The sequence below is a fragment of the Nocardioides pyridinolyticus genome (assembly GCF_054653575.1).
Window position 1 is genome coordinate 63,325 of the sequence record NZ_BAAIFY010000008.1, and the last position, 24,558, is coordinate 87,882.

General features: G+C 71.8%; 24 protein-coding genes and 3 pseudogenes. 14 read left to right on the top strand and 13 right to left on the bottom strand.

Annotated elements, in window-relative coordinates; all coding sequences use genetic code 11:
* The first annotated feature begins 43 nt into the window (after nucleotides 1-43).
* From pstC to ACYQ0U_RS09515, 4 genes are all read left to right on the top strand, one after another.
* A complete protein-coding gene (pstC, locus tag ACYQ0U_RS09500; protein ID WP_459972018.1) occupies nucleotides 44-994 on the top strand; it encodes a phosphate ABC transporter permease subunit PstC in 951 nt (316 codons plus the stop codon).
* 5 nt (nucleotides 995-999) lie between these two features.
* A complete protein-coding gene (gene pstA, locus ACYQ0U_RS09505; RefSeq protein ID WP_459972020.1) occupies nucleotides 1,000-2,079 on the top strand; it encodes a phosphate ABC transporter permease PstA in 1,080 nt (359 codons plus the stop codon).
* Between the two features lie 24 nt (nucleotides 2,080-2,103).
* The gene (gene pstB / locus ACYQ0U_RS09510; protein WP_459972024.1) at nucleotides 2,104-2,883 is read left to right on the top strand and encodes a phosphate ABC transporter ATP-binding protein PstB; all 780 of its coding nucleotides are present in this window, start codon (nucleotides 2,104-2,106) and stop codon (nucleotides 2,881-2,883) included.
* Nucleotides 2,884-3,095: 212 nt separating this feature from the next.
* A complete protein-coding gene (locus ACYQ0U_RS09515; RefSeq protein WP_459972027.1) occupies nucleotides 3,096-4,157 on the top strand; it encodes a hypothetical protein in 1,062 nt (353 codons plus the stop codon).
* 350 nt (nucleotides 4,158-4,507) lie between these two features.
* Here ACYQ0U_RS09515 and ACYQ0U_RS09520 read toward each other — a convergent pair whose 3' ends face one another.
* From ACYQ0U_RS09520 to ACYQ0U_RS09530, 3 genes are all read right to left on the bottom strand, one after another.
* On the bottom strand, nucleotides 4,508-5,506 hold the full coding sequence (locus tag ACYQ0U_RS09520) for an inorganic phosphate transporter (RefSeq protein WP_459972029.1): 999 nt from the start codon (nucleotides 5,504-5,506) through the stop codon (nucleotides 4,508-4,510).
* 4 nt (nucleotides 5,507-5,510) lie between these two features.
* Entirely contained in the window at nucleotides 5,511-6,128 is a 618-nt protein-coding gene (locus ACYQ0U_RS09525) for a DUF47 domain-containing protein (protein ID WP_459972032.1), read from the bottom strand.
* A gap of 89 nt (nucleotides 6,129-6,217) precedes the next feature.
* A complete protein-coding gene (locus tag ACYQ0U_RS09530) occupies nucleotides 6,218-8,362 on the bottom strand; it encodes an RNA degradosome polyphosphate kinase (RefSeq protein ID WP_459972034.1) in 2,145 nt (714 codons plus the stop codon).
* Nucleotides 8,363-8,406: 44 nt separating this feature from the next.
* On the opposite strand from ACYQ0U_RS09530, the gene ACYQ0U_RS09535 reads away from it, so the two are divergent.
* Nucleotides 8,407-9,432 (top strand): alpha/beta hydrolase, encoded by a 1,026-nt coding sequence (locus tag ACYQ0U_RS09535; protein WP_459972036.1) that lies wholly within the window; start codon nucleotides 8,407-8,409, stop codon nucleotides 9,430-9,432.
* On the opposite strand, the gene ACYQ0U_RS09540 is transcribed toward ACYQ0U_RS09535, so the two are convergent.
* Together ACYQ0U_RS09540 and ACYQ0U_RS09545 are read right to left on the bottom strand one after the other, a co-directional pair.
* Complete coding sequence (locus ACYQ0U_RS09540; RefSeq protein WP_459972038.1) at nucleotides 9,422-11,836, bottom strand: hypothetical protein; 2,415 nt, start codon at nucleotides 11,834-11,836, stop codon at nucleotides 9,422-9,424. The genes ACYQ0U_RS09535 and ACYQ0U_RS09540 overlap by 11 nt on opposite strands.
* A gap of 45 nt (nucleotides 11,837-11,881) precedes the next feature.
* Complete coding sequence (locus tag ACYQ0U_RS09545) at nucleotides 11,882-12,241, bottom strand: DsrE family protein (protein ID WP_459972042.1); 360 nt, start codon at nucleotides 12,239-12,241, stop codon at nucleotides 11,882-11,884.
* A gap of 23 nt (nucleotides 12,242-12,264) precedes the next feature.
* Here ACYQ0U_RS09545 and ACYQ0U_RS09550 point away from each other — a divergent pair, with 23 nt between their 5' ends.
* The 3 genes from ACYQ0U_RS09550 to ygfZ are packed head-to-tail and all read left to right on the top strand — an operon-like array spanning nucleotide 12,265 to nucleotide 14,151.
* A complete protein-coding gene (locus ACYQ0U_RS09550) occupies nucleotides 12,265-12,759 on the top strand; it encodes a heme-binding beta-barrel domain-containing protein (RefSeq protein WP_459972044.1) in 495 nt (164 codons plus the stop codon).
* A 17-nt stretch (nucleotides 12,760-12,776) separates the two neighbouring features.
* Nucleotides 12,777-13,196 carry a Fur family transcriptional regulator gene (locus tag ACYQ0U_RS09555; protein ID WP_459972046.1) on the top strand — a complete coding sequence of 140 codons (420 nt, stop codon included), beginning with the start codon at nucleotides 12,777-12,779 and terminating at the stop codon, nucleotides 13,194-13,196.
* Nucleotides 13,189-14,151 carry a CAF17-like 4Fe-4S cluster assembly/insertion protein YgfZ gene (gene ygfZ, locus ACYQ0U_RS09560; RefSeq protein WP_459972049.1) on the top strand — a complete coding sequence of 321 codons (963 nt, stop codon included), beginning with the start codon at nucleotides 13,189-13,191 and terminating at the stop codon, nucleotides 14,149-14,151. The genes ACYQ0U_RS09555 and ygfZ overlap by 8 nt, the downstream gene beginning before the upstream one ends.
* 172 nt (nucleotides 14,152-14,323) lie before the next feature.
* Here the strand turns inward: ygfZ and mshD are convergent, their stop codons facing one another.
* On the bottom strand, nucleotides 14,324-15,151 hold the full coding sequence (mshD, locus tag ACYQ0U_RS09565) for a mycothiol synthase (protein WP_459972051.1): 828 nt from the start codon (nucleotides 15,149-15,151) through the stop codon (nucleotides 14,324-14,326).
* A 10-nt stretch (nucleotides 15,152-15,161) separates the two neighbouring features.
* The gene (locus ACYQ0U_RS09570; RefSeq protein ID WP_459972053.1) at nucleotides 15,162-15,878 is read right to left on the bottom strand and encodes a response regulator transcription factor; all 717 of its coding nucleotides are present in this window, start codon (nucleotides 15,876-15,878) and stop codon (nucleotides 15,162-15,164) included.
* Nucleotides 15,879-15,967: 89 nt separating this feature from the next.
* Here ACYQ0U_RS09570 and ACYQ0U_RS09575 point away from each other — a divergent pair, with 89 nt between their 5' ends.
* The 5 genes from ACYQ0U_RS09575 to ACYQ0U_RS09595 all read left to right on the top strand — a co-directional run bounded on the left by ACYQ0U_RS09575 (nucleotide 15,968) and on the right by ACYQ0U_RS09595 (nucleotide 18,658).
* On the top strand, nucleotides 15,968-16,240 hold the full coding sequence (locus tag ACYQ0U_RS09575) for a MoaD/ThiS family protein (RefSeq protein WP_459972057.1): 273 nt from the start codon (nucleotides 15,968-15,970) through the stop codon (nucleotides 16,238-16,240).
* Nucleotides 16,241-16,296: 56 nt separating this feature from the next.
* On the top strand, nucleotides 16,297-16,752 hold the full coding sequence (locus tag ACYQ0U_RS09580; protein WP_459972059.1) for a thioredoxin family protein: 456 nt from the start codon (nucleotides 16,297-16,299) through the stop codon (nucleotides 16,750-16,752).
* Nucleotides 16,753-17,000: 248 nt separating this feature from the next.
* Complete coding sequence (locus tag ACYQ0U_RS09585; protein ID WP_459972061.1) at nucleotides 17,001-17,453, top strand: DUF4395 domain-containing protein; 453 nt, start codon at nucleotides 17,001-17,003, stop codon at nucleotides 17,451-17,453.
* 60 nt (nucleotides 17,454-17,513) lie between these two features.
* Complete coding sequence (locus ACYQ0U_RS09590) at nucleotides 17,514-18,362, top strand: sulfurtransferase (protein WP_459972063.1); 849 nt, start codon at nucleotides 17,514-17,516, stop codon at nucleotides 18,360-18,362.
* The gene (locus tag ACYQ0U_RS09595) at nucleotides 18,362-18,658 is read left to right on the top strand and encodes a DUF1416 domain-containing protein (RefSeq protein WP_459972065.1); all 297 of its coding nucleotides are present in this window, start codon (nucleotides 18,362-18,364) and stop codon (nucleotides 18,656-18,658) included. Before ACYQ0U_RS09590 ends, ACYQ0U_RS09595 begins: the two co-directional genes overlap by 1 nt.
* A 63-nt stretch (nucleotides 18,659-18,721) precedes the next feature.
* Here the strand turns inward: ACYQ0U_RS09595 and dtd are convergent, their stop codons facing one another.
* Nucleotides 18,722-19,147 (bottom strand): D-aminoacyl-tRNA deacylase, encoded by a 426-nt coding sequence (gene dtd / locus ACYQ0U_RS09600; protein WP_459972240.1) that lies wholly within the window; start codon nucleotides 19,145-19,147, stop codon nucleotides 18,722-18,724.
* 18 nt (nucleotides 19,148-19,165) lie between these two features.
* Between dtd and ACYQ0U_RS09605 the strand changes: the two genes are divergently transcribed.
* The gene (locus ACYQ0U_RS09605; RefSeq protein WP_459972067.1) at nucleotides 19,166-20,035 is read left to right on the top strand and encodes a beta-keto acid cleavage family enzyme; all 870 of its coding nucleotides are present in this window, start codon (nucleotides 19,166-19,168) and stop codon (nucleotides 20,033-20,035) included.
* Between the two features lie 69 nt (nucleotides 20,036-20,104).
* Here ACYQ0U_RS09605 and ACYQ0U_RS09610 read toward each other — a convergent pair.
* From ACYQ0U_RS09610 to cysD, 5 genes and pseudogenes are all read right to left on the bottom strand, one after another.
* Nucleotides 20,105-20,557 (bottom strand): annotated as a pseudogene (locus tag ACYQ0U_RS09610) (Gfo/Idh/MocA family protein); the annotation flags it as partial.
* A gap of 1 nt (nucleotide 20,558) precedes the next feature.
* A pseudogene (locus ACYQ0U_RS09615) lies at nucleotides 20,559-21,569 on the bottom strand (DegT/DnrJ/EryC1/StrS family aminotransferase).
* A 3-nt stretch (nucleotides 21,570-21,572) separates the two neighbouring features.
* A pseudogene (locus ACYQ0U_RS09620) lies at nucleotides 21,573-22,169 on the bottom strand (acyltransferase).
* 129 nt (nucleotides 22,170-22,298) lie between these two features.
* On the bottom strand, nucleotides 22,299-23,612 hold the full coding sequence (gene cysN, locus ACYQ0U_RS09625) for a sulfate adenylyltransferase subunit CysN (RefSeq protein ID WP_459972069.1): 1,314 nt from the start codon (nucleotides 23,610-23,612) through the stop codon (nucleotides 22,299-22,301).
* A complete protein-coding gene (gene cysD, locus ACYQ0U_RS09630; protein WP_459972073.1) occupies nucleotides 23,612-24,526 on the bottom strand; it encodes a sulfate adenylyltransferase subunit CysD in 915 nt (304 codons plus the stop codon). Before cysD ends, cysN begins: the two co-directional genes overlap by 1 nt.
* Nucleotides 24,527-24,558: the final 32 nt, after the last annotated feature.

Below are 24,558 nucleotides of genomic sequence, written 5' to 3' on the forward strand. Positions count from 1 at the left end.
CCCGGACCGGCCTGTGTCAGGCAGCAGCATCGAGAGGGAGACAGTGAGCACACGCACCACGACCGCCGAGCCGTCGGCTCCGGTCGGCACCGAGGCGCCCCGCCGGCTCGGCGACAGCATCTTCGCGGGACTGGCCAGGTCCGCCGGCATCCTCATCATGGTGGCGCTCGCGGGCGTCGGCATCTTCCTCCTCGTCGAGGGCGCGCCGGCGATCACCGCCTCCGGTGAGGCGGCGTACGGCAACGACAGCATCGTCCTGTTCGTGTGGCCGCTGCTCTTCGGCACGCTGCTCGCCTCCGTGATCGCGCTGGTCCTCGCCGTGCCGCTCGCCGTCGGGGTCGCCCTGGTCATCTCGCACTACGCGCCGCGGCGGGTCGCCAAGCCGATCGGCTACGTGATCGACCTGCTGGCCGCGATCCCGAGCGTCGTCTACGGCCTCTGGGGCGCCTTCGTCCTCGCGCCGGCGATCCTGCCGGCCTACCAGTGGCTCGCCGAGCACCTCGGCTGGCTCCCGTTCTTCGAAGGTCCCGCCACGACCGGCCGGACCATCCTCACCGCGTCCATCGTCCTCGCGATCATGGTGCTCCCGATCGTCACCGCGATCTGCCGCGAGGTCTTCGCGCAGACGCCGCGGATGAACGAGGAGGCCGCGCTCGCCCTGGGCGCCACGCGCTGGGAGATGATCCGGATGACGGTCTTCCCCTACTCCCGCTCGGGCGTCATCTCGGCCGTCATGCTGGGCCTCGGGCGCGCGCTCGGAGAGACGATGGCGGTCGCGATGGTGCTCTCCGTGGGCATCGGGGTCGTGTCGTTCAACCTCGTCTCGCCCGAGAACCCGTCGACGATCGCCGCGAACATCGCGCTGAACTTCGGCAACGCCTCCGGCACGAAGATCAACGTCCTCATCTTCAGCGGCCTGGTGCTGTTCGTGATCTCGTTCGCCGTCAACTTCTTCGGCCGGTGGATCGCCACCCGCGGCCAGGTCAAGGGGTGACCCCGATGTCCGACCTCGCCACCACGCCGCGCCCCTCGCGGGACCGCGACGGCATGCCGCTGACGAACCCGCAGCTGCCCGGGTTCGCGCCGTACCTCGCGGCCGTCATCTCCTTCGGCCTCGCCGCCCTGGCCGGCCTGCTCCTGGACTGGCACTGGGTCGGCGGCCTGGTCGTCGGCTGGGCCCTGCTCTTCGTCCTGCTCCCGACCTGGTCGGGCGTCGTCGAGGGCCGGCGCCGCGCCAAGGACCGGCTGGTCACCACCGTGGTGTGGAGCACCTTCACGCTCGCGGTGATCCCCCTGGTCGCGCTGGTGTGGCAGGTGGTCAGCAAGGGCGCCCAGGCGCTGTCGGCGGAGTTCTTCACCGCCTCGATGCGCGGCATCCTCGGCGAGGGCGGCGGCATCTACCACGCCCTCATGGGCACGCTGATCATCACCGGCTGCGCGACGCTCATCTCGGTCCCGATCGGCGTGATGGCCGCGATCTACCTGGTGGAGTACGGCAAGGGCAACCGCCTGGCCCGGGCCATCACCTTCCTCGTGGACGTGATGACGGGCATCCCGTCCATCGTGGCCGGCCTCTTCGCGTTCGCGCTGTTCACGCTGCTCTTCGGCCCGGCGATCCGCTTCGGCATCGGCGGCTCGGTGGCCCTGTCGGTGCTGATGATCCCGATCGTCGTGCGCGCCACCGAGGAGATGCTCAAGCTGGTCCCCGACGAGCTGCGCGAGGCGTCGTACGCCCTCGGCGTGCCGAAGTGGCGCACGATCGTCCGGGTCGTGCTGCCCACCGCGCTCGCCGGCATCGTCACCGGCATCACGCTCGCGATCGCCCGCGTCGCCGGTGAGACCGCGCCGCTGCTGATCATCGCCGGCTCCACGACGTCGCTGAACATGAACCCGTTCGACGGCCGGATGATGACGCTGCCGGTGTTCATCTACTCGTCCGTGACGACCGGCGGCAAGTACGCCGTCGAGAACGAGGCGCGAGCCTGGGGCGCCGCGCTCGTGCTGGTCACCATCGTCATGATCCTGAACCTGATCGCGCGGTTGCTGGGCCGCGTCTTCGCCCCCAAGACCGGCCGCTGACAGGCGCTGAGAGGAACACGCACCATGGCCAAGAGCATCGACGTCTCCGACCTCGACATCTACTACGGGGACTTCCTGGCGGTCCAGGGGGTCAACCTGACCATCCGGGCCCGCGCGGTCACCGCGTTCATCGGCCCGTCGGGCTGCGGCAAGTCCACCGTGCTGCGGTCGCTGAACCGGATGCACGAGGTGATCCCCGGCGCCTACGTCAAGGGCAAGGTCGTCGTCGACGGGCAGTCGCTCTACGACCCGGGCGTCGACCCGGTCGCCGTACGCCGCCAGATCGGCATGGTCTTCCAGCGCCCCAACCCGTTCCCGACGATGTCGATCTACGACAACGTCCTCGCGGGCAACAAGCTGAACGCCAAGCGGATGAAGAAGTCCGAGGCCGACGCGATCGTCGAGAAGTCGCTGCGGGGCGCCAACCTCTGGAACGAGGTCAAGGACCGACTCAACAAGCCCGGCATGGGCCTCTCCGGCGGCCAGCAGCAGCGCCTGTGCATCGCCCGGGCCATCGCGGTCGAGCCGCAGGTGCTGCTCATGGACGAGCCGTGCTCGGCCCTCGACCCGATCTCGACCTCCGCGATCGAGGACCTGATCCACGAGCTCAAGTCCGAGTACACGATCGTGATCGTCACCCACAACATGCAGCAGGCCGCCCGCGTCTCCGACGACACCGGCTTCTTCAACCTCAAGGCCGCCGGCCAGCCGGGCCACCTGGTCGAGTTCAACCCGACCAACAAGATGTTCACCAACCCGGACGAGGAGTCCACCGAGGCGTACATCTCGGGCCGCTTCGGCTGATCGTCTTCGGGCTGGTCGGCCGCGTGGGCGTACCCACGGACGATCCTGTCGTTCGGCCCCGGCCGGGGACCGCAGGAACGTCCGTGGGTACGCCGCCGCGACGGCCCCGGAAGATCGACGGTCCCCGTTCCAGCCGGTCCCCGGACGTGGCCGGACGCCAGACCTGTGGATGACGCCTGCGCGCCGGAGCCAGGCCGGGCAGCCTGCCGTGCATGCCACCCAAGCCGCACATGGTGCCGCCGCCGTTCGATCCCGCGCGTCCGGAGCTCGTGCGACCGGTGCGCATCGACGAGGCCGGGAGCACGGGGCCCACGACCGGCCAGGCTCGCGGACCCGCGTGGCGGCGGACCAGCCACGGGTTCTACGTCCCGAGGACCGTGGACGGGAGCGCCGTCGAGCAGCGGATCGTCGAGGCCGGACACTTCCTGTCCGGCGTGGAATCCGTGACCGGGTGGGCGGCCCTGCGGTGGATGGGCGCCGAGTGGTTCGACGGATGGGAGCCCGGGGGAGCCACGTGCCCGGTGGATCTCGCCGTCGTCCACGGCGCCCATCGCAGTCAACCGGGCATCGCCGTCACCTCGGAGTTCATGCCGCCACGGGACCGGACCGTCGTGGACGGGCTCCAGGTGACGGTGCCGGTCTGCGCACTCTCGTTCGTCATGCGCTACGCGCCCGACGTCCGGGCCGCGGCCCGCGCCTTCGCGATGGCAGCCGCGGCCGACCTGGTCTCGACGACCGAGATGCGCGCCTACCACGAGCTGCTCTACCACTTCATCGGGATCCCGCAGGGGCGTGAGGGGCTCGACCTGGGCGAGGAGAACGCCTGGTCGCCGCGGGAGATGGACCTGGCGCTGGTGTGGCAGCTCGACGCCCGATTGCCCCGACCGTTGCTCAACCGTCCCGTGTTCGACCTCGACGGTCGGCACGTGGGAACCCCGGACCTGCTGGACCCCGTGGCGGGGGTTGCGGGTCAGTACGACGGCCGGCTCCATCTGGCCGGGCACCGTCGGGCCCGCGACCTCGGCCGCGAGGACGACTACCGACGTGTCGGCCTCGAGTACTTCACGGTCGTGGCCGAGGACCTCGCCCATACGGCGCGGACCGTCACCCGGATGCACGAGGTCCGCCAACGCGCGCTCGGCTTCCCGGCCGACCGCCGGCGTTGGACGATCACTCCGCCCCGGTGGTGGGTCCCTACCCACACCGTCGAGCTGCGCCGCGCGCTCACCCCCGCTCAGCGGGAGCGCTATCTCGGATACCGGCGGACGGGGTGAGGGGGATCGGCCCGGCCGTCGGCTATGCGCCCGGCCCGTCGGCGTACCCACGGACGATCCTGCTGTCGCCGGCTCCGGGCGACAGGAACGTCCGTGGCTATGCGCCCGGCCCGTCGGCGTACCCACGGACGATCCTGCTGTCGCCGGCCGCTCCGGGCGACAGGAACGTCCGTGGCTATGCGCCCGGCCCGTCGGCGTACCCACGGACGATCCTGCTGTCGCCGGCCGCTCCGGGCGACAGCAACGTCCGTGGCTATGCGCCCGACCGACCACCAGCCGACCACGCCCAGCCGACCACGCCCAGCCGACGACCACCAGCCCAAGGCACGCCCCGGACGGCGAGGGAGGGCCTACTTGCCGACCAGCGCGTGCAGCACCGCGTAGCACCCGGCGGCGACCAGGCCGGCCATGGGGAAGGTGAGGACCCAGGCGGCGATGATCGAGCGGGCGACCCCCCAGCGGACGGCCGAGAAGCGCTTGGTGGCGCCCGCGCCCATGATCGCCGAGGTGATGGTGTGGGTGGTCGAGATCGGGGCCTCGAAGGCGAACGCCGTCGTGTAGAGGACACCCGCGGCGACCGTCTCGGCGGCGAACCCGCGCGCCGGGTCGAGGTGGATGATCCGCCGGCCGAGGGTGCGCATGATCCGCCAGCCGCCGGACCAGGTGCCCAGCGAGATCGCACCGGCGGCCGCGAAGATCACCCACAGCGGCAGGTCGTCGCCGGCGGAGACGTAGCCCCCGGTGAGCAGGGCCAGGAAGATCACGCCCATCGTCTTCTGGGCGTCCTGGAGACCGTGGCCCAGCGCCATGGCGGCCGCGGACACGGTCTGGGCGAGCCGGAACCCGCGGTAGACCTTGTGCGGGTTGCGCTTCCGGAAGATCCACATGATCGCGACCATCACGACGAAGGCCGCACCGAAGCCGAACAGCGGCGACCCGATCATCGGGATCACCACCTTGTCGAGGATGACGGTCCACTCGACCCGGGAGCCGGAGGCGAGGGCGGCGCCGACGAGGCCGCCGATGAGGGCGTGGGAGGACGACGAGGGCAGGCCGAAGTACCAGGTGATCATGTTCCAGGCGATCGCACCCAGCAGGCCCCCCATGACGATCACCAGGCCATGGGTGTCGTCGGGGATCGTGATCACGCTGCTGACGGTCTTGGCGACCTCCTGGCCGAGGAAGGCGCCGACGAAGTTCATGATCGCGGCCATGCCGAGCGCGACCCGCGGGGTCAGGGCCCGGGTCGACACCGAGGTGGCGATGGCGTTGGCCGCGTCGTGGAAGCCGTTGGTGTAGTCGAAGACGAGTGCGACGACGACTACCGCGATGACGATCGCGAGGTCCATCCGGTCAGGACTCCTTGACCGCGATCTGCTCCACGATGTTGGCGACCTTCTCGAACGCGTCGATCGCCTCCTCGAGAGACTCGACGATGTCCTTGAGCTTGAGCACCTCGATGGTCTTGAACTCGCCGCTGAAGAGCTTGGCGAGCGTACGGCGGTGGTTCTTGTCGCCGGCGTTCTCGAGGCGGTTGACCTCGATCCAGTACTCGTCGAGCGACTCCATCGACTGCAGGTTCGGCATCGCGGCCGCGGTGAGCTCGGCGCAGCGCTGGAGGACCTCGACCTGGGTCGACAGCTCCGGCGGCAGCACCTTGACCTCGTAGAGCAGGATCAGGTCGACGGCCTCGTCCATCATGTCCATGACGTCGTCGAGGCCCGAGCCGAGGGCGTAGATGTCCTCGCGGTCGAACGGCGTCACGAAGGTGGAGTTCACCTTGCGGATCAGCTCGTGCGTGGTCTCGTCGGCGCTGTGCTCGGCCTCGCGCATCCGGCGAGCGACATCGGCGTGGTCGGCGTCCTCGCTCAGCATCTCCGCGAGCAGGGCGGCACCGGTCACCAAGTGCTCGGCGGCCTTGGTGAAGAGGTCGTAGAAGGACGTGTCGACGGGTCGGAATCGCAAACCCACGGATAACTCCTGAGGAGGAGGAAGAGAACGCCGAACAGCCTAGAGGCAGTTCGCCCGGATCACGCAAGTGGGCGCCACGTGAGCGAGGGTCACCGCCTCCGGCGCTGCTGCTCGATCAGCCGCTCCTGGAGGTGTACGGCGCCGTCGTTGCGCGTCCAGATGCCCTCGCTGTCGAGCACCCAGGCGTTCGTGTCGGGGTCGAAGGCCAGGTCGAGGAGGTCGCCGATCACGCGGGTCTCCTCGGCGCCCGGCAGCCGCACCAGCACCTCGACGCGCCGGTCGAGGTTGCGGTGCATCATGTCGGCCGAGCCGATCCACGCCTCGGGCTCGCCGCCGTTGTCGAACCAGAAGATCCGGCTGTGCTCGAGGAACCGCCCCAGCACCGAGCGCACCCGGATCGTCTCCGACAGGCCGGGGACGCCGGGGCGCAGCGCGCAGATGCCGCGCACGAGCAGCTCGACCTCCACCCCCGCCTGCGAGGCGAGGTAGAGGGCGTCGATGATCGCCTCGTCGACCACGGAGTTCGCCTTGAGGCGGATCCGGCCCGGCCGGCCGGCCTGGTGGTGGGCGATCTCGCGGTGGATCCGCTCCACCAGGCCCGTCCGGACCGAGTCGGGGGCGACCAGCAGCTCGTCGTACGTCGCGTTGCGGGAGAAGCCGGACAGGTTGTTGAACAGGTGGGCGACGTCCTCGCCGATCCGCTCGTTGACCGTGATCAGCCCCAGGTCCTCGTAGAGCCGGGACGTCTTCGGGTTGTAGTTGCCGGTGCCGATGTGGGTGTAGCGGCGGATGCCGTCCGGCTCGTCGCGCACCACCATCGCGAGCTTGCAGTGGGTCTTGAGCCCGACCAGGCCGTAGACGACGTGGCACCCGGCCTGCTCCAGCTTGCGGGCCCAGCGGATGTTGGCCTGCTCGTCGAAGCGCGCCTTGATCTCGACGATCACCAGCACCTGCTTGCCGGCCTCGGCGGCGTCGATGAGGGCGTCGATGATCGGCGAGTCTCCGGAGGTGCGGTAGAGCGTCTGCTTGATCGCCAGGACGTGCGGGTCGGCCGCCGCCTGCTCGAGGAAGCGCTGCACGGAGGTCGCGAACGAGTCGTAGGGGTGGTGCAGCAGCACGTCGTGCCGCCGCGCCGCCTTGAAGACGTCGACCGGCGCCGCCGACTCGACCTCGGACAGCCGGGCGTGGGTCGTCGGGAGGTACGCCGGGTACTTCAGGTCCTGGCGTGGGAGGTCCGCGATGTCGTGGAGACCGCGCAGGTCGAGGGGGCCGCGGAGCTTGAAGACCTCCTCCTCGCTGATGCCGAGCTCGGAGACGAGCAGCTCGAGCACCTGCGGGGCGATCGACTCCTCCACCTCGAGCCGGACCGGCGGGCCGAAGCGGCGCCGGAGCAGCTCCTTCTCGAGCGCGGCGAGGAGGTTCTCGGCGTCGTCCTCCTCGACCTCGAGGTCCTCGTTGCGGGTGACGCGGAAGGTGTGGACCTCCAGGACCTCCATGCCGGGGAACAGCCGCTTGAGGTGCTCGCCGATGACGTCCTCGAGCGGCACGAAGCGCTGGTTCCCGAGCGGGACGAACCGCGCGAAGATCGGCGGCACCTTCACCCGGGCGAAGTGCTCCTTGCGCGTCTTCGGGTTGCGGAGCAGCACGGCGAGGTTGAGGGAGAGCCCGGAGATGTAGGGGAACGGGTGCGCCGGGTCGACGGCGAGCGGCGTGAGCACGGGGAAGACCCGGTCCTTGAAGAGCCGCTTGCAGGCCTTCTGCTCCTCGCGGTTCAGGTCGTTCCAGCGCACGAGCTCGATGCCCGCGTCGGTGAGCGCCGGGACGATGTCGTCGCGGAACACCCGCGCCTGGCGCTCGGAGAGCTCCCGCGTCGTCGACCAGATCACCTCCAGCACCTCGGTGGGCATCAGCCCCGAGGCGGCCGGGACCGCGACGCCGGCGGCGATCCGGCGCTTGAGGCCGGCCACGCGCACCATGAAGAACTCGTCGAGGTTGCTGGTGAAGATCGCCAGGAACCGCACCCGCTCCAGCAGCGGCAGCTGCGGGTCCTCGGCGAGCTCGAGCACCCGCTGGTTGAACCGCAGCCAGGAGAGCTCCCGGTCGAGGAAGCGGTCCTCGTACTTCTCGACGGCCGCGAGCGCGTCGTGGTCGGGGACGTACGGCGGTTCGACGTCGAAGGTCTCCTCGGGCACGCCCTCCCCGTGGACGGTCGACGGCACGCTCTCCAGGGACATGCCTCCCAGCATGGCACCGCGAGGTGAACGGTAGGTTGCCCGGCGTGAGCCTCCGTGAGCGACTCGACCGGATCGGACTGCGTGCGGCGATGGGCCTGCCGGAGGCCGTGCAGCGACGGCTGGCCGGCAAGCCGGTCGTCCGGGACGGGCAGACGCTCGCGCCCGACGTGCAGCTGATGCTCGCCCTCCAGCGGCTGCTGCGCGAGCCCGGCCCCGAGACGCTGCCGATGGCCGCCGGCCGCCGCGCGATCCTGCGGGCGACCCGGCTGACCGGAGGGCACCAGCGGGTCGGCTCGGTGCGGGACCTGACGGTCGCCGGCCGCCCGGCTCGGCTCTACACGCCGACCGGGGCGCCGGCGCAGGGCCCGGTGCTGCTGTTCCTCCACGGCGGCGGCTTCATGCACGGCGACCTGGACTCCCACGACCCGAGCTGCCGGTTCCTCGCCGAGCGGTCCGGGGTGCGGGTGCTGGCCGTCGACTACCGGCTCGGGCCCGAGGACCCCTTCCCGGCCGCGTACGACGACGCGGTGGCGGCGTACCGCTGGCTGGTCGAGCACGCCGCCGAGGTCGGTGGCGACGTCGACCGGCTCGCGGTCGGCGGCGACTCCGCGGGCGGCAACCTCGCCGCCGGGGTGGCGATCGAGGCGGCGCGGGCCGGGCTGCCGCTGGCCTTCCAGCTGCTGGTCTACCCGGCGATGGACGGGCTCCGCGACACCGAGAGCGTGCGGCTCTTCGCCGAGGGCTTCTACCTGACCCAGGCCTACATGGACCTCGCGAGCGCGAGCTACGCGACCAGCGACGCGGACCTGAAGGACCCGAGGTTCTCGCCGCAGTACGCCGACCTGCCCGAGGGGCTCGCCCCGGCGTACGTCGTGACGGCCGGGTTCGACCCGCTGCGCGACGAGGGGGAGGCCTACGCCCGCCGGCTGGCCGAGGCCGGGGTGCCGGTGGAGCTGCGGCGCTTCTCCGGGCAGATCCACGGGTTCTTCAACGTCGTCGGTGCGGGGCGCACCAGCCGGGCCGCGAACGCGCTGATCGCGGCCAAGCTCAAGGTCGCGCTCAGCGCCTGAAGAAGCCCTTCCTCTGCGTCTGCTCGAGCAGCTCGGCGCGTGCCTGCTCCAGCTCCACCGCCAGCTCGCGCGCCTTCTCCTCGGCCTCCGCGCGCTCGCGCATGGCGTCCTCGGCGATCTCGGCCTGACGGCGTACGGCGGCCTCGACCGCGCTGCGGTCGGCGGCCCGCTGGCCGGCGGCCTCCTCGGCCTCGGCGCGGAGGCGGGCCTGCTCGGCGGCCGCCTGCTCGGCGGCGGCGCGGGCCTCCACGGCGGTGCGCAGCTCGGCCAGCACCTCCTCGAGCCGGGACTCGGCCGCCTCCCGCTTGCGGGCGGCCTCGTCCGCGAGCTGCGCGTGGCGGTGGGCGTCCTCCTCGGCGGCGCGGCGCTCGACGGCGGCCTGCTCGGCGGCGCGCTCCGCGGCCTCGTGGGCGGCCGCGTGCTCCCGTGCCGTGGCGTCGGCCGCGGCCCGGGCCTCGTGCGCCGCCGCGGCGAGCGCGGCCTGCTGCTCGGCGCGCTGGTGGGCGGAGGTCTGGTCGGTGGCGGCCTGCGCGGCGGCCTCGGCCTGGTCGCGGGCGCGCATCTCGGCGACCTCGCGCGCGGTCTGCGCCTCGTCGGCCCGGGTGGCTGCGGCGCGGGCGGCCTCCTCGGCCTCGGTGCGTGCCGTGTGGGCGGCGGTCGCGGCGTCCGCCTGCTCCCGGGCCCGGGCGTCGGCGGCCTCGCGGGCCGCCGCGGACTCGGCGGCCGCGGTCTCGGCCGCCGTGCGGGCCTCGTGGGCCTCCTGGGCGCGGGCGGCGTGGGTGCGCGCGTTGTCGTCGGCGGCCATCCGCGCCTCGTGCGCGGTGCGCAGGGCCTCGGCGAGCTCGGCGGCCGTGCGGTGGGCGGCCTCCTCGGCCGCGGCGGCCTGGCCGGCGGCTGCCGCCTGATGGCGCGCGGCGTCCTCGGCGACGGTCCGCGCGGCGTGCGCCTCCTCGGCCTCGCGGGCCCGCTCCCGGGCGGACCGCTCGGCGGCCAGCCGCGCGGAATGGGCTTCGTCGGCCAGCCGGGCGTGCTCGGCGGCGGTCGCGTCGGCGGCCGCGCGGGCCTCGGCCTGCTCGGCCGCCTTCGCCTCGGCCTGCTCGCGCGCGGTGGCCTGGTCGGCGGCCGCCTGTTCGGCGGCAGCGCGGGCGTCCCGGGAGACCAGCACGAAGTCCTCGTGGTCGCGGCGGGCCGCGCTCAACTGCTCGGCCAGGTCCGCGGCCCGGGCCTCGGCGGCCTCGCGGTCCGCGTGCGCCTGGTGCGCCACCTCGGCGGCGCTCTGCGCGGCCCGGTCGGCGGCCTCGCGGGCCGCCGCGGCCTCGGTGGCGCGCTCGGCCTGCTCGCGCGCCCGCTCCTCGGCGGCGGTGCGCGCGGCCTGGGCCTCCTGGGCCAGCCGCGCCTGCTCGGCGGCCGCCTCGTCCGCGGCGGTCCGCGCACCGGCCTGCTCCGACGCCGCGCTCTCGGCCGCGGCGCGGGCCTCGGCCTGCTGCGCGGCGCGCTCGTCGGCGGCCTGGCGTGCGGCGGCGCTCGCCGCGAGGGCCTCCTCGTGCTGGGCGACCAGCGCGCTGATCCGTTCGGAGTACGCCGCCTCCTGGGTGCCGGCGCGCTGGGCGGCCGCCTGCTCGGCCTCCTCGCGCTGCCGGACCGCGGCCGCCATCGCCTCGTCGTGGCGCTGCGCGGTGGCCGCGAGCTCCTCGGTCAGTTCCCGCGCGCGGGCCTCGGCGGCCTCGCGCTCGGCGTGCGCCTGGCGGGCGGACTCCGCCGCCGCGCGGGCGGCCCGGTCGGCCTCCTCGCGGGCCCGGGTGTCGGCGGTGGCGCGCTCGGCCTGGGCCCGGGCGGCCTCCTCGGCCTCGGCGCGGGCGGCGGCAGCCGCCTCGGCGCGCTCCTCGGCCGCGCGGGCGGTGTCCTCGGCCGTGGCGCGGTCGATGGTCTGCTGGGCAGCGGCCTGCTCGGCGGCCAGGCGCAGCGCGGTCGCGACCTTGGCCGCGTCGACCAGCTTCTGGGCGCTCTCCTCGGCCTCGGCGCGCGCCCGGACGGCGGCCGTCGCGGCCTCCTCCAGCCGGGCCCGCTCGGCCGCGTGCGCAGCGCCCTCCTCCTCGGCGGCCCGGCGGGCGGCGTACGCCTCCTCGGCCGCGGCCGCCTGCTCGGCGGCCTTCTGGTCGGCCTCGATGCGGGCCCGCGCGGCGACCTGGGCGGCCTCCTCGGCGACCAGCCGCTCCGCGGCCTGCTCCGCCGCGGCCTGCTCGGCGCGGCGGCGCAGCTCGGCCGCGCGCTCGATCGCCGCCTGGAGGTCGGCGGGCGTGCGGGGGGCCGGCGGCGGCGTGGTCGCGGCCGGCTTGGGCGTCTCCGCGGGCTGGTCCTGCTTGCGCTGCCACCATCGGGTGGAGCTGGCGTCGTTCGAGTCCATCAGCAGGTCAGCCTAGGGCTTGGCGGTGCGGGCGTGTGGTCGAACTCAGTACACCAGCGCCTGCACGTCCGGCGCGAGCACCTCTTCCGCGAACGCCGCCGCGCCCGCGATGCGTACGCCGGGCAGCACGTCGGCCTCGGTGATCCCGCGCCGCGCGGCGCACTGGGTGCACACGGTCACCTGCCCGGCCCCGAGCACGGCCGCCACGAGGTCGGCCGGCGCGGCCGCGTGCTCGAGCGCGAACGTCTCGCGGCCGGTCACCCCCAGCCACGCGCCCTCCCCGGTGAGCCACAGGCTCACCTCGGCACCGGCGGTGAGCGCGGTCGCGGCGACGGTCAGGCCCTGGTTCGAGCGCTCGGGGTCGTCCGCGCCGCAGGTGACCTTGACGACGAGTGGGCGTGGCATGGGCACCACCCTAGAGTTGTTCCATGCCGTTCGAGCTCCCCCAGAACCTCCATCCCGACTGCGGACCCGTCGCCTGGCTCCTCGGCCGCTGGGGCGGTCGCGGCCACGGCGACTACCCGACGATCGACAAGTTCGAGTACGGCCAGGAGCTCGTCTTCACCCATGACGGCCGGCCGTTCTTCCACTACTTCGCCCGCTCCTGGATCGTCGACGAGAACGGCGAGAAGGTGCGCGACGCCGCCCAGGAGGCGGGCTTCCTCCGCTGCCGGCCCGGCGGCGACGTCGAGCTGCTGCTGTCGCACTCCTTCGGGGTCTCGGAGATCTGGTACGGCAAGGCCGCCGACGGGAAGATCGAGCTGCACACGGCCGGCGTGAGCTTCACGGAGTCGGCCAAGGAGGTCACCGGCGGCAAGCGCCTCTACGGCAACGTCGAGGGCCGGCTGCTCTACGCCTTCGACATGGCGGCGGTCGGTCAGGAGCTCCAGCCGCACCTGTGGGCCACCCTCGAGCGCCAGTAGGGAGCGTCGGTCGGGCCATGAACGAGGACCTCGCCGCCAAGCTGCACAGCCTGGGCTACCGGCTGACCCCGCAGCGCCAGTTCGTGCTCCAGGCCGTCGAGAAGCTCGGCCACGCGACGCCGGACGAGATCCTGGCCGAGGTGCAGGCGCGATCGAGCGCGGTGAACATCTCGACGGTCTACCGCACCCTGGAGGTGCTCGAGGAGCTCGGGCTGGTCCGCCACACGCACCTCTCGGACCGCGCTCCGACGTACCACTCGATCACCGACCACGAGCACTTCCACCTGGTCTGCCGGAATTGCCACCGCGTCCGGTCGGTTGACCCAGAGGTGGTCGCGCCGTTCGCCGAACGGCTGCGCGCGGAGCAGGACTTCGTGATCGACGTCGGCCACCTGGCCATCTTCGGAACCTGCGTGGAGTGTGAGACGGATGCCTAGCCCCCAGCCCAGCCCCTTGCTGGCCCTGCCCGGGGCGGTCGCCGCCGACGGCGTGGACCGCGACGTCGCGGCGCACTACGGGTCATTCAACACCGAGCAGCGGACGCTCGAGGCCGGCGACGGGTTCGTCGACCTGTCGCACCGTGACGTCGTCCGCGTCACCGGTCCCGACCGGCTCACCTGGCTGCACTCGCTGACCACCCAGCACCTCGAGTCGCTCGCCCCGGACGTGTGGACCGGCGTGCTCATCCTGAGCCCGCAGGGTCACGTCGAGCACGCGTTCTTCGGGTACGACGACGGCGAGGCGTTCACCGCCCACACCGAGCCAGGGGCGGCCGCCGCGCTCGTCGAGTTCCTCGACCGGATGCGGTTCATGATGCGCGTCGAGGTCGCCGACGTGACCGGCGAGCTCGCCACGACCTGGCGTCCGTCGAGCTCGGGTGAGGGCCCCTACGCGGGCTACGAGTTCGTCCCGCGCGACCGCCTGGCGGCGTACGCCGAGGCCGCCGCCCCGGCCTGCGGCCTCTGGGCGTTCGAGGCGCTGCGCATCGCCCGCGGCGAGCCGCGGCTCGGCCTCGACACCGACCACCGCACGATCCCGAACGAGGCCGGCTGGGTCGGTCCGGCCGTCCACCTCGACAAGGGCTGCTACCGCGGCCAGGAGACGGTCGCGCGCGTGCACACCCTCGGCCGCCCCCCGCGCCGGCTGACGCTGCTGCACCTCGACGGCTCGGAGAACCGGCTGCCCACCGTCGGCGCCGAGCTCCTCTCCGGCGACAAGGTCGTCGGCTTCGTCGGCACCTCCGCCCGGCACCACGAGCTCGGCCCGATCGCCCTCGCGATGGTCAAGCGCAACGTTCCGGTCGACGCGCCGCTGACCGTCGAGGGGATGCCCGCCGCCCAGGAGGTCGTCGTCGACCCCGAGGTCGGGCTGCACGTGCGTCCACTGCGCTAGACATTCCACCGAAAGCGCAGCTGAGCGTCCCGAATGGTGGAACATGGAGTCGTCGTTCTCGGGCCGGCCGGCCGCAGGTGACGGGAGATCGGGCTCATCAGAGCCGTAGCACCCTCCGACCGCTATCTGGAGGTACACGGGAGCGGGTGGGGACTCGGCCGGGACACCAGCTTCAGACCGGACGGACGGGCTGGCCGCTGCGCTCCTCCCGGCGGTACATCACGTGGGTGTCCGCCTGCTCGTGGCGGAAACCCAGCCCCGAGTAGACGGCGACCGCCGGCGCGTTGTCGGACTCGACGTAGAGCAGCACCTCGCTGACACCGCGGTCCCGCAGGTGGTGCAGCCCGGCCAGCGTGAGGAGCTTGCCCAGGCCCTGCCCCTGCGCGGCCGGGTCGATGCCGACCACGTACACCTCGCCGAGCGACGGCGAGTGCTGCTTGGTCCAGTGGAAGCCGAGCAGCCGGTCACCGTCGGGCGCGACGAGCAAGCCGGCGGGGTCGAACCACGGCTCGGCCATCCGCTCGGCCAGGTTGGCGGCGTCCATCGCGCCCTGCTCCGGGTGGTGCGCGAAGGCCGCCGCGTTGACCCGGAGCACCTCGTCGGCGTCGGAGGCGCGGTAGTCGCGCACCCGGCTCGCGTCGTACGCCGCCAGCGGCTCGCTCATGTCGCGCCGCATCACCCAGAGCTCGCGGAACCGCTCGAAGCCGTGGCTGCGCGCCAAGGCCGCGGCCGCCGGATGATCGCCGTGCGACCAGGCACGCAGACCGCCCGTGGGCGGGAGGGCCTCCTCCAGCAGCGAGCGCCCGAGACCGCGACCTCGGGCATCGGGGTGCACGACCAGCGTGAGCTCGTCCCCGACGAGCAGGGCGAAGCCCTCGTCGCGGACCCAGGTGCGCACCCGCTCCGGGTGGTGCCGCAGGGCCAGCAGCGTGGCCTCGTCCAGGGGGGCTGCGCCGTCGGTCGCCTCGGCGGCCGACGCGATCCGGCTGATCTCCTCCACGGAGACGACCCTAGGTGGTCACCTCGTCGGCGACGTTCAGCTGCTCCTTGGCCGGCAGCACGAACCGGTAGCCCACGTTGCGGACCGTCCCGATCAGGGTCTCGTTCTCCGGGCCGAGCTTGGCGCGCAGCCGGCGCACGTGGACGTCGACGGTGCGCGTGCCGCCGAAGTAGTCGTAGCCCCAGACCTCCTGGAGCAGCTGCTGGCGGGAGAAGACCCGACCGGGGTGCTGGGCGAGGAACTTGAGGAGCTCGAACTCCTTGAACGTCAGGTCCAGAGGACGCCCGCTGACCTTCGCGGTGTACGTCGCGTCGTCGACGAGCACCCCGCCGGACGAGATGACGTGCGCCTCGGGGTCGTCCGCCTCGCGCTGGGCGGTGAGCCGGCCGATGGCCAGCTTGATCCGCGCCTCGAGCTCGGCCGGACCACAGGTGTGCAGGACGACGTCGTCCATGCCCCAGTCGTGCTGGACCACGGCCAGGCCGCCCTCGGTGCACACGAGGAGCACCGGCACCCCGGTGCCGGTCGTGCGGATCAGGCGGCACAGGTCGCGGGCGTGGGCGAGGTCCTGGCGACCGTCCACCAGGAGGAGGTCGGAGTCGGGTGCCTCGAGGAGCGCGCTGCCCTCCGCGGGCAGGATCTTCACCTGGTGGCCCAGCAGGGCCAGCCCGGGAAGCACCTCGGCGGACGGCTGCAGCGCGCTGGTGAGGAGCAGGAGCGTGCTCATGAAATGGTCTCCTCCCGTGGACCGGGGCGGGGACCGAAACGCAACGCTGGGCTTCGGCCGGCCTCTCTGGTCGGGAAGAATACCGAAACATGACCGCTGCGCCGATCGAAGTCCACTACTGGGCCTCCGCCCGCTCCGCGGCCGGGGTCGCCTCGGACGCGCTCGAGGTGGACGGCCCGATCACGCTCGCCGAGGTCGTCCGCCGCGCTGTGGCACTGCACCCGGGCACCCGGCTCCCCGACGTCCTCCGGGTCTGCTCGACGCTCGTCGGGGACCGGCCGGTCAACACCGAGGACCCCGGGGCGGTGATGGTGGAGCCGGGCTCGTCGGTGGAGTTCCTCCCGCCGTTCGCCGGCGGTTGAGGCCTCGGAACCCGTGCCACCGGAATGAACATCGATCGCCGACCGTTGTGCCCGACATGAGCACCGGGGCCTGGATCGTCGTCGTGGCCGTGCTCGCAGCGCTGGCGTTCGGGGGCTATCGGCTGCTCACCGACGGTCGCTTCCGCGGCACGAAGTCGGTGGGCGAGGGTCGAGAAGAGCCGGCCCCGAGGCGTGACGCCACGCCCTGGGCCCAGGTCACCGCCGCGTTGCCGGACGCTGCGTTGGGGGAGCGAGCGACGCTGCTCCAGTTCTCCTCGGCGTTCTGCGCGCCCTGCCGGGCCACCCGCCGCACGCTCGGCGACGTCGCGGGCCTGGTGCCCGGCGTCACCCATGTCGAGGTCGACGCCGAGCACCACCTCGACCTGGTGCGGACGCTCGGCATCCTCCGCACGCCGACCACGCTGGTGCTCGACAGTGCCGGCCGGGAGGTCACCCGCGCGAGCGGTGCGCCCCGCAAGGAGCAGGTCCTCGCCGCCCTGGGGTGGGCCTGATGACCACCGAAATGTCCATATCGTGGACGCACCATCCGTATGGTGAGACGCCGATTGTGGGCGACCGGGACGCGTTCCCTACTGTGGACGTCATGTCCTCGACCATGCTGACCAAGCGCCGCGCAGTGGACCACTGCCGCGTGCGCTCGTCGCTGTGTCGAATGCGCTGAGGCTGGTCACGCCCCACCGCTCCCACGCGTCCGCGTGACCTGCAGTCCGTCCGTCGTTCCAGGGCCCGCAGGAGAGACATGTCCGCCACCATCGCCGCCGCGCGCACCAGCGCCGGCATCGACCCCCGAGGTCCGCAGGTCGCCGCCGCGCTGACCTCGGCCGTGCTCGTCGCCGTTCTGCTCCTGGCGCCCGGACCGGCCGCCGTCGTCCTCCTCGCCGCCCAGGCGGTCGTCTTTGCAGTCGGTGCCGCCCGGGGCGTGCAGCACACGCCGTACTCCTGGCTGTTCCGCACGCTCGTGCGCCCCCGGCTGTCGGCGCCCGCGGAGCTCGAGGACCCCGCGCCGCCGCGCTTCGCCCAGGCCGTCGGCCTCGGCTTCGCCCTCGTGGGCCTCGCCGGCTTCGTGCTCGGCGCGGACCTGCTCGGCCTCGTCGCGACCGGCTTCGCGCTGGTCGCGGCCCTGCTCAACGCCGTGTTCCGGTTCTGCCTCGGCTGCGAGACGTACCTCCTCATCCAGCGCTTCGCGCACTGACCCCCACGAAATCCCACACAGCCCCGCGCCCCTTCCTCGGCGCACAAGAAAGGTAGAAACATGAGCCGCGAGAACTCCCTCGTCACCGCCCAGTGGGTGGAGGAGCACCTGGACGACCCGAAGGTGGTGCTGATCGAGGTCGACGAGGACACCACGGCCTACGACAAGGGCCACATCAAGGGCGCCATCAAGCTCGACTGGACGACCGACCTCCAGGACCAGGTCCGCCGCGACTTCGTCAACAAGGCGCAGTTCGAGGCCCTCCTGTCCGAGCGCGGCGTCGCGAACGACGACACCGTGGTGCTCTACGGCGGCAACAACAACTGGTTCGCCGCGTACGCCTACTGGTACTTCAAGCTCTACGGCCACCAGGACGTGAAGCTGATGGACGGCGGCCGCAAGAAGTGGGAGCTCGACTCCCGCGAGCTGACCGACGAGCTGCCGAGCCGCGAGAAGACGTCGTACACCGCACAGGACCAGGACACGTCGATCCGGGCCTTCCGCGACGAGGTCGTCGAGGCGATCGGCGTGAAGAACCTGGTCGACGTGCGCAGCCCCGACGAGTTCGCCGGCCGCCTCCTCGCCCCGGCCCACCTGCCGCAGGAGCAGGCCCAGCGCGCCGGCCACGTCCCGACCTCGGTCAACGTGCCGTGGAGCAAGAACGCCAACGACGACGGCACCTTCAAGTCCGACGAGGAGCTCAAGGCGCTCTACGCCGAGGTCGGCTTCGACGAGTCCAAGGAGACGATCGCCCTGTGCCGCATCGGCGAGCGTTCGTCGCTCACCTGGTTCGTGCTCAAGGAGCTCCTCGGCCACCAGAGCGTGAAGAACTACGACGGGTCCTGGACCGAGTACGGCTCCCTGGTCGGCGTCCCCGTGGCCCTCGGCGACGAGCCGGGTGAGGCCTGATGTGCGGCGCGACCGAGGGCGGTCTCTCCCTCGACGGCATCGACGTCAAGAAGGAGGCCATCGTCCAGGGCCAGGTGGTCCGCGCGGGTGAGCCGGTGGGCAACGCCTACGTGCGGCTGCTCGACCGGACCGGTGAGTTCACCGCCGAGGTGCCCACCTCGGCGACCGGCCACTTCCGGTTCTTCGCCGGCGACGGCGAATGGACCCTCAGGACCCTGGCCCCGAAGGCCGACCCGGTGGACAAGAAGGTGCACGCGTCGGTCGGCACCATCGCCGAGGTCGTCGTCTCCATCTGACCTGGCATGACCTGACGTGGCGTGACGGCTGCCCCGGACCACACCGGTCCGGGGCAGTTCGCGCTACCGCTCCAGGATCAGCGTGATCGGTCCGTCGTTGACCGACGCCACGCGCATGTCCGCGCCGAACACGCCGCGCTCCACGCGAGCGCCGAGTCCTTCGAGCGCCGCGCAGACGGCGTCGTACGCCGGCTCGCTGACCGGCCCAGGTGCGGCGGCCTGCCACGTGGGGCGCCGCCCCTTCCGGCTGTCGCCGTAGAGCGTGAACTGGCTGACCACCAGCACGGGGGCGCCTGTGTCGGAGGCCGACCTCTCCTCGCGCAGGATCCGGAGGTCCCAGACCTTGCGCGCCATCCACTCGATCTCGTCCGGACCGTCGCCGTGGGTGACGCCCAGGTAGACGAGCAGCCCGGGCGCGTCGAGGGCGCCCACGACCTCGTCGCCCACCGTCACCGACGCCGACAGGACCCGCTGCACCACCGCTCGCACGTCTGACAGCATGACGCCATGCCCGACCTGCCCGCCGACCGCCTGCTGATCACCGTCGCACCGACCGGGGCCGAGTCGGCGAAGTCCGACGTCCCGAACCTGCCGACGACGCCGGAGGAGATCGCCGCGACCGCCCGCGAGTGCGAGGCGGCGGGGGCCGGCATGATCCATCTCCACGTGCGCGATCACGACCACCAGCCGACGCTCGACCTCGGCCTGCTCCGGGAGTGGGTGGCGGCGGTGCGCGACGCGAGCGACCTCGTCGTCCAACTGTCGACCGGTGGCTCGGTCCACGACCCGCTCGACCAGCGGCTCCGGGTCCTCGACGCCGAGCCGGACTCGTGCAGCCTGACCATGGGCACGACCAACTTCGGGGACGACGTCTTCTCCAACCCCTGGCCGTTCGTGTGCGAGCTCTACCAGCTCAGCCAGGAGCGCGAGATCGTGCCCGAGTTCGAGCTGTTCGACCTCGGCCAGGTGCACGCGCTCCAGCGGCTGCTCGACAGGTACGGCCTGCCGTACGGCGGCAAGGTCCACTGTGACCTCGTCATGGGTGTGCCGGGCGGCATGAACGGCACCGCCGACGCCTTGGTGGCCTCCGTCGCCGCCCTTCCCGCCGAGACCACGAGCTGGTCGGCCACCGGGATCGGCAGGTCGACCCTGGCCGTGGCGCTCGCCAGCCTGTCCAAGGGCGGCCACCTCCGGGTCGGGATGGAGGACGTGCTGACCATCAGCAAGGGCGTGCCGGTCGAGTCCAACGCCCAGCTCGTCGAGCGGGCGGCGGCGCTGGGGGCGCTGGCGCAGCGCACCCCGATGACCCCGGACGAGGCGCGCATCCTGCTCGGCTTGGCTGAACGGACAGTCCCCCCCAGCCCGTCCGGGCGGTGAAGGGGCATGCGAAGCCCCTAGGGTGGGTAGTGAGGAATGGCGGAATCCTCATGCTTCGGCCCCATCGGGCGGACCTTGCCGCCGGGTCGCGACCTGATAGAGATCGCCGATCTCGCCGGCCTCCAGGCGGGCCCGCAGCGCGCGCAGGGCGGGGTTGAACCGCTCGATGTGTCCCACGGCATTGACGAGGCCGGCACCCTCGAACGCGTCGACCAGTTGCCGCGACTCCTCGACGTCCGTGGCGAGCGGCTTCTCGATCAGGGTCGGGACACCGGCCGCCGCGAGCTGCAAGCCGGCTTCGAGGTGATAGATCGTCGGTGTGGCCACTACGGCGAAGTCGAGACCGTGGTCGATCATCTCGGCGACTGTAGGAACGACCTTGGCTGCACCAGCCGTGCCGTGCTTGTCCCCGGCGGGATCGGCTACGGCGACGAGCGTGACTCCGTCGAGGGAGTTGAGGAGCCGGGCGTGGTTGCGTCCTATCATCCCGATGCCGACGAGGCCGGCGCGAAGTTGAGTCATGTCAGGCCCCTGCCGCCGCGAGCTTGTTGACTGCCGTGACGATTCGCTCGAGGTCATCCGTGGACAAGGAAGGATGCACCGGAAGCGAGAGGCACTCGAGTCCGGCTTGTTCGGTCGCCGGGAGGTCGACATCGGACCGGAACGGCGCGAGGCGGTGGCTGGGGGTCGGGTAGAACATCCCCGACCCCACTGCGTACTCCTCACGGAGCGCCGCCGCCAGCCGTCGCGGTCATGGGGAACCCTGCCGGTGTACTGGTGGTAGACGTGCACAGCTCCGTCGCCGATCGGCGGGGTGCTGAACCCGGCCGATGGCCGCGTGGATGTCGGTCATCCGATTGTTGAAGCCGACCACCTCGTTCTCCTACTGACGCTGCATTCCTTGGTTGCGGTACAACCGCACCAGACGTTCGACGTCGTCGTTGGCGACGGACACCATTCCGCCCTCGCCCGAGGTCATGTTCTTGGTGGGGTAGAGCGAGAACATCGCAAAGCTGCCGAAGGCGCCGACGGGAGCACCGGCCAGGCTCGCGCCGTGGGCCTGAGCCGCGTCCTTGAAGATCTGGAGGTCGTGCCGGTCGGCGACTGCCTGCAGCGCCGTCATGTCGGCCGGATGCCCGTACAGGTGCACCGGCATGATCGCTGCCGTGCGGCCGGTGACCGCGGCTTCGACGCTGGCGGGGTCCAGACAGAAGCTGCTGGGCTCGATGTCGGCGAAGACGGGCGTAGCACCGGTGAGTGCCACGGAGTTGACCGTGGCGGCGAAGGTGAAGGACGGGACGATGACCTCGTCGCCGGGACCGATCCCGGTCGCCAAGAGTCCGAGGTGGAGCCCCGAGGTGCCGGAGTTCACCGCGACGCAGGCGCGCCCCAGGCCGAAGTGGGCGGCGAACTCCTCCTCGAACGCCGCGACCTCAGGGCCTTGGGCGATCATGCCGCTGCGGAGGACGCGATCGACCGCTTCGCGCTCCTCGTCGCCGATGATCGGCTTGGCGGGTGGGATGAACGGGTCCATGCCTCAACTCTCGTCGGGGGTCAGGAGGTCATTGTTCTCGACGAACCGGCTGCCGGTCGCGGGGCACGACCAGCGACCTTCGCCATCGGGGAGAAGCCGGTGACCGCTGGGTCCGACCCAGCCGATGCGACGAGCGGGGTACACCGGCGACCAGGGCATACGGTGCGACGTCCGTGGTGACGACGGCCCCGGCGGCGACGGTGGCCCACGCGCCGATCCGCACCGGCGCCACGCACACGGCGCGCGCACCGATCGAGGCCCCTCGCTCGACGGTCACCCCTACAGGCTGCCAGTCAGCAGCCGACTTCAAGTCACCCTCCGGGGTCACAGCCCTCGGGTACGTGTCGTTGGTGAGGACCGCGGCGGGACCGACGAAGACACCGTCGGCCAGCTCAGCCGGCTCGTAGACGAGAGCGTAGTTCTGGCTCTTGCAGTTCTCACCCACGCGTACGCCGGAGCCGATGTAGGCCCCCGGCCGATGACGCAACCCTCGCCGAGCACGGCGTTCTCCCGGACCTGGGCGAGGTGCCAGATCGATGTCCGGTCACCGATGACGGCGCTCTCGTGGACGTCAGCGGTGTCCACGACTCTCGTGGCCATGGGTGCCCCCGTTCCTCGCGCCGGCAGATCCTCGCAGGATGCACCTTATGCAATGCGCGAAATCGCAGAGCATTGGCCTGGAAAGCGCTGAGGCGCGCCCAACAGGACGCGCCCTCAGAACTGAAGATCTCAGCTACCGCTGTTGATCATGCCGGCGCCGACGGTGACGCCGGTCGCCTCGTCGATCAGGATGAACGAGCCCGTGGTGCGGTTCTTGGAGTAGGGGTCGCAGAGCAGCGGCACCGTGGTGCGCAGCTGGACGCGGCCGATCTCGTTGAGCCCGAGCTCCTTGGTCTCCTGGTCGCGGTGAAGGGTGTTGACGTCCAGGCGGTACTGGATGTCCTTGACGAGCGCCCGCGCCGTGCGGGTCGTGTGCTTGATGGCGAGCTTCTGCCGCGGGCGCAGCGGCTCGTTGGTCATCCAGCAGATCATCGCGTCGATGTCCTGCGACGGCGTCGGGGCGTTCGAGGGCCGGGCGATCATGTCGCCGCGGGAGACGTCGACGTCGTCCTCGAGGCGGACCGTCACCGACATCGGCGGGAACGCCTCGCCGACCTCCTGGTCGAACAGGTCGATGCCGGCGATCCGCGACGTCATGCCCGAGGGCAGGACGACGACCTCGTCGCCCGGCTTCAGCACGCCGCCGGCGACCTGGCCGCCGTAGCCCCGGTAGTCGTGGTGCTCGTCGGACTTCGGGCGCACGACGTACTGGACCGGGAAGCGGACGTCGACGAGGTCGCGGTCCGAGGCGACGTGGACGTGCTCGAGGTGGTGCATCAGCGTGGGACCGGAGTACCACGGCATGTTCTCGGAGCGCGTCACGACGTTGTCGCCCTGGAGCGCCGAGATCGGGATGACCTCGAGGTCCGGGATGTTCAGCTTGGTCGCGAACTGCGTGAACTCGGCGTGGATCTTCTCGTAGATCTCCTCGGAGAAGTCGACGAGGTCCATCTTGTTCACCGCGAGCACCAGGTGGGGGACGCGGAGCAGCGACAGGATCACCGCGTGCCGGCGGGACTGCTCGGTCAGGCCCTGGCGGGCGTCGACGAGCACGAGGCCGAGGTCGGCGGTGGAGGCGCCGGTGACCATGTTCCGGGTGTACTGCACGTGGCCCGGGGTGTCGGCGATGATGAACTTGCGGTTGGGCGTCGCGAAGTAGCGGTACGCCACGTCGATCGTGATGCCCTGCTCGCGCTCGGAGCGGAGGCCGTCGGTCAGCAGCGCGAGGTCGGTGTAGTCGTAGCCCTTGGACTGGCTGGTCGCCTCCACCGCCTCGAGCTGGTCCTCGAAGATCGACTTGGAGTCGAGGAGGAGGCGGCCGATCAGGGTCGACTTGCCGTCGTCCACGGAGCCGGCGGTCGCGAACCGGAGCAGGTCCATGTCGCGGGTCTCCTGGGCGACCTGCGCCTGGGTGAGGCCGGACTCGTTGGTGGGGGTGCTCATCAGAAGTAGCCTTCCTTCTTCCGGTCCTCCATGGCGGCCTCGGAGAACCGGTCGTCGCCGCGGGTCGCGCCGCGCTCGGTGACGCGGGCGACGGCGATCTCGTCGATGATCTTGTCGATCGTGTCCGCCTCGGACTCCACGCAGCCGGTCAGCGTCAGGTCGCCGACGGTGCGGAAGCGGACGGTGCGCTCGGAGACGGTCTCGTTGCCACGGGTCGGGTTGTACTCCGACTCCGACAGCAGCATGCCGTCGCGCTCGAACACGCGGCGCTGGTGCGAGAAGTAGATGGACGGGATCTCGATGCCCTCGCGGCCGATGTAGTGCCAGATGTCCAGCTCGGTCCAGTTGGAGATCGGGAAGATCCGCATGTGCTCGCCCTCGTGGAGGCGGCCGTTGTAGAGGCTCCAGAGCTCGGGGCGCTGGTTCTTCGGGTCCCACTGGCCGAACTCGTCGCGGTGGGAGTAGACGCGCTCCTTGGCGCGGGCCTTCTCCTCGTCGCGGCGGCCGCCACCGAACGCGGCGGTGAAGCCGCCCTCCTCGAGGGCGTTCAGCAGGGTGCCGATCTGCAGGCGGTTCCGGCTGGTCTTGCCGTCGTCGACGACGACGCCGTTCGCGATCGCCTCCTCGACGCTCGCCACGATCAGGCGGGCACCGAGCCGGTTGACCCAGTTGTCGCGGCACGCGAGGACCTCGGGGAAGTCGTAGCCGGTGTCGACCTGAAGCACGGGGAAGGGGATCTTCGCCGGGTAGAACGCCTTCTCGGCGAGGCGCATCATCACGATGGAGTCCTTGCCGCCCGAGAACATCAGGACGGGCTTCTCGAACTCGGCGGCGACCTCACGGAAGATGTGGATCGACTCGGCCTCCAGCTGGTCGAGCTGGCTCAGCCGGTAGTCGGCGTGCGTTTCGGTCATGACTGACGGGGGACCTCTCGTCGGGACAGCAG

Coding starts and splice junctions, on each gene's coding strand:
- ACYQ0U_RS09540 (WP_459972038.1), bottom strand. CDS start 11,836: ATGGACTCGAACGACGCCAGCTCCACCCGATGGTGGCAGCGCAAGCAG.
- ACYQ0U_RS09580 (WP_459972059.1), top strand. CDS start 16,297: ATGAGCACCGGGGCCTGGATCGTCGTCGTGGCCGTGCTCGCAGCGCTG.
- pstA (WP_459972020.1), top strand. CDS start 1,000: ATGTCCGACCTCGCCACCACGCCGCGCCCCTCGCGGGACCGCGACGGC.
- ACYQ0U_RS09555 (WP_459972046.1), top strand. CDS start 12,777: ATGAACGAGGACCTCGCCGCCAAGCTGCACAGCCTGGGCTACCGGCTG.
- cysN (WP_459972069.1), bottom strand. CDS start 23,612: ATGAGCACCCCCACCAACGAGTCCGGCCTCACCCAGGCGCAGGTCGCC.
- ACYQ0U_RS09595 (WP_459972065.1), top strand. CDS start 18,362: ATGTGCGGCGCGACCGAGGGCGGTCTCTCCCTCGACGGCATCGACGTC.
- ACYQ0U_RS09585 (WP_459972061.1), top strand. CDS start 17,001: ATGTCCGCCACCATCGCCGCCGCGCGCACCAGCGCCGGCATCGACCCC.
- ACYQ0U_RS09520 (WP_459972029.1), bottom strand. CDS start 5,506: ATGGACCTCGCGATCGTCATCGCGGTAGTCGTCGTCGCACTCGTCTTC.
- ACYQ0U_RS09550 (WP_459972044.1), top strand. CDS start 12,265: ATGCCGTTCGAGCTCCCCCAGAACCTCCATCCCGACTGCGGACCCGTC.
- ACYQ0U_RS09605 (WP_459972067.1), top strand. CDS start 19,166: ATGCCCGACCTGCCCGCCGACCGCCTGCTGATCACCGTCGCACCGACC.
- cysD (WP_459972073.1), bottom strand. CDS start 24,526: ATGACCGAAACGCACGCCGACTACCGGCTGAGCCAGCTCGACCAGCTG.
- pstB (WP_459972024.1), top strand. CDS start 2,104: ATGGCCAAGAGCATCGACGTCTCCGACCTCGACATCTACTACGGGGAC.
- ACYQ0U_RS09590 (WP_459972063.1), top strand. CDS start 17,514: ATGAGCCGCGAGAACTCCCTCGTCACCGCCCAGTGGGTGGAGGAGCAC.
- ACYQ0U_RS09530 (WP_459972034.1), bottom strand. CDS start 8,362: ATGTCCCTGGAGAGCGTGCCGTCGACCGTCCACGGGGAGGGCGTGCCC.
- ygfZ (WP_459972049.1), top strand. CDS start 13,189: ATGCCTAGCCCCCAGCCCAGCCCCTTGCTGGCCCTGCCCGGGGCGGTC.
- ACYQ0U_RS09545 (WP_459972042.1), bottom strand. CDS start 12,241: ATGCCACGCCCACTCGTCGTCAAGGTCACCTGCGGCGCGGACGACCCC.
- ACYQ0U_RS09575 (WP_459972057.1), top strand. CDS start 15,968: ATGACCGCTGCGCCGATCGAAGTCCACTACTGGGCCTCCGCCCGCTCC.
- ACYQ0U_RS09515 (WP_459972027.1), top strand. CDS start 3,096: ATGCCACCCAAGCCGCACATGGTGCCGCCGCCGTTCGATCCCGCGCGT.
- ACYQ0U_RS09570 (WP_459972053.1), bottom strand. CDS start 15,878: ATGAGCACGCTCCTGCTCCTCACCAGCGCGCTGCAGCCGTCCGCCGAG.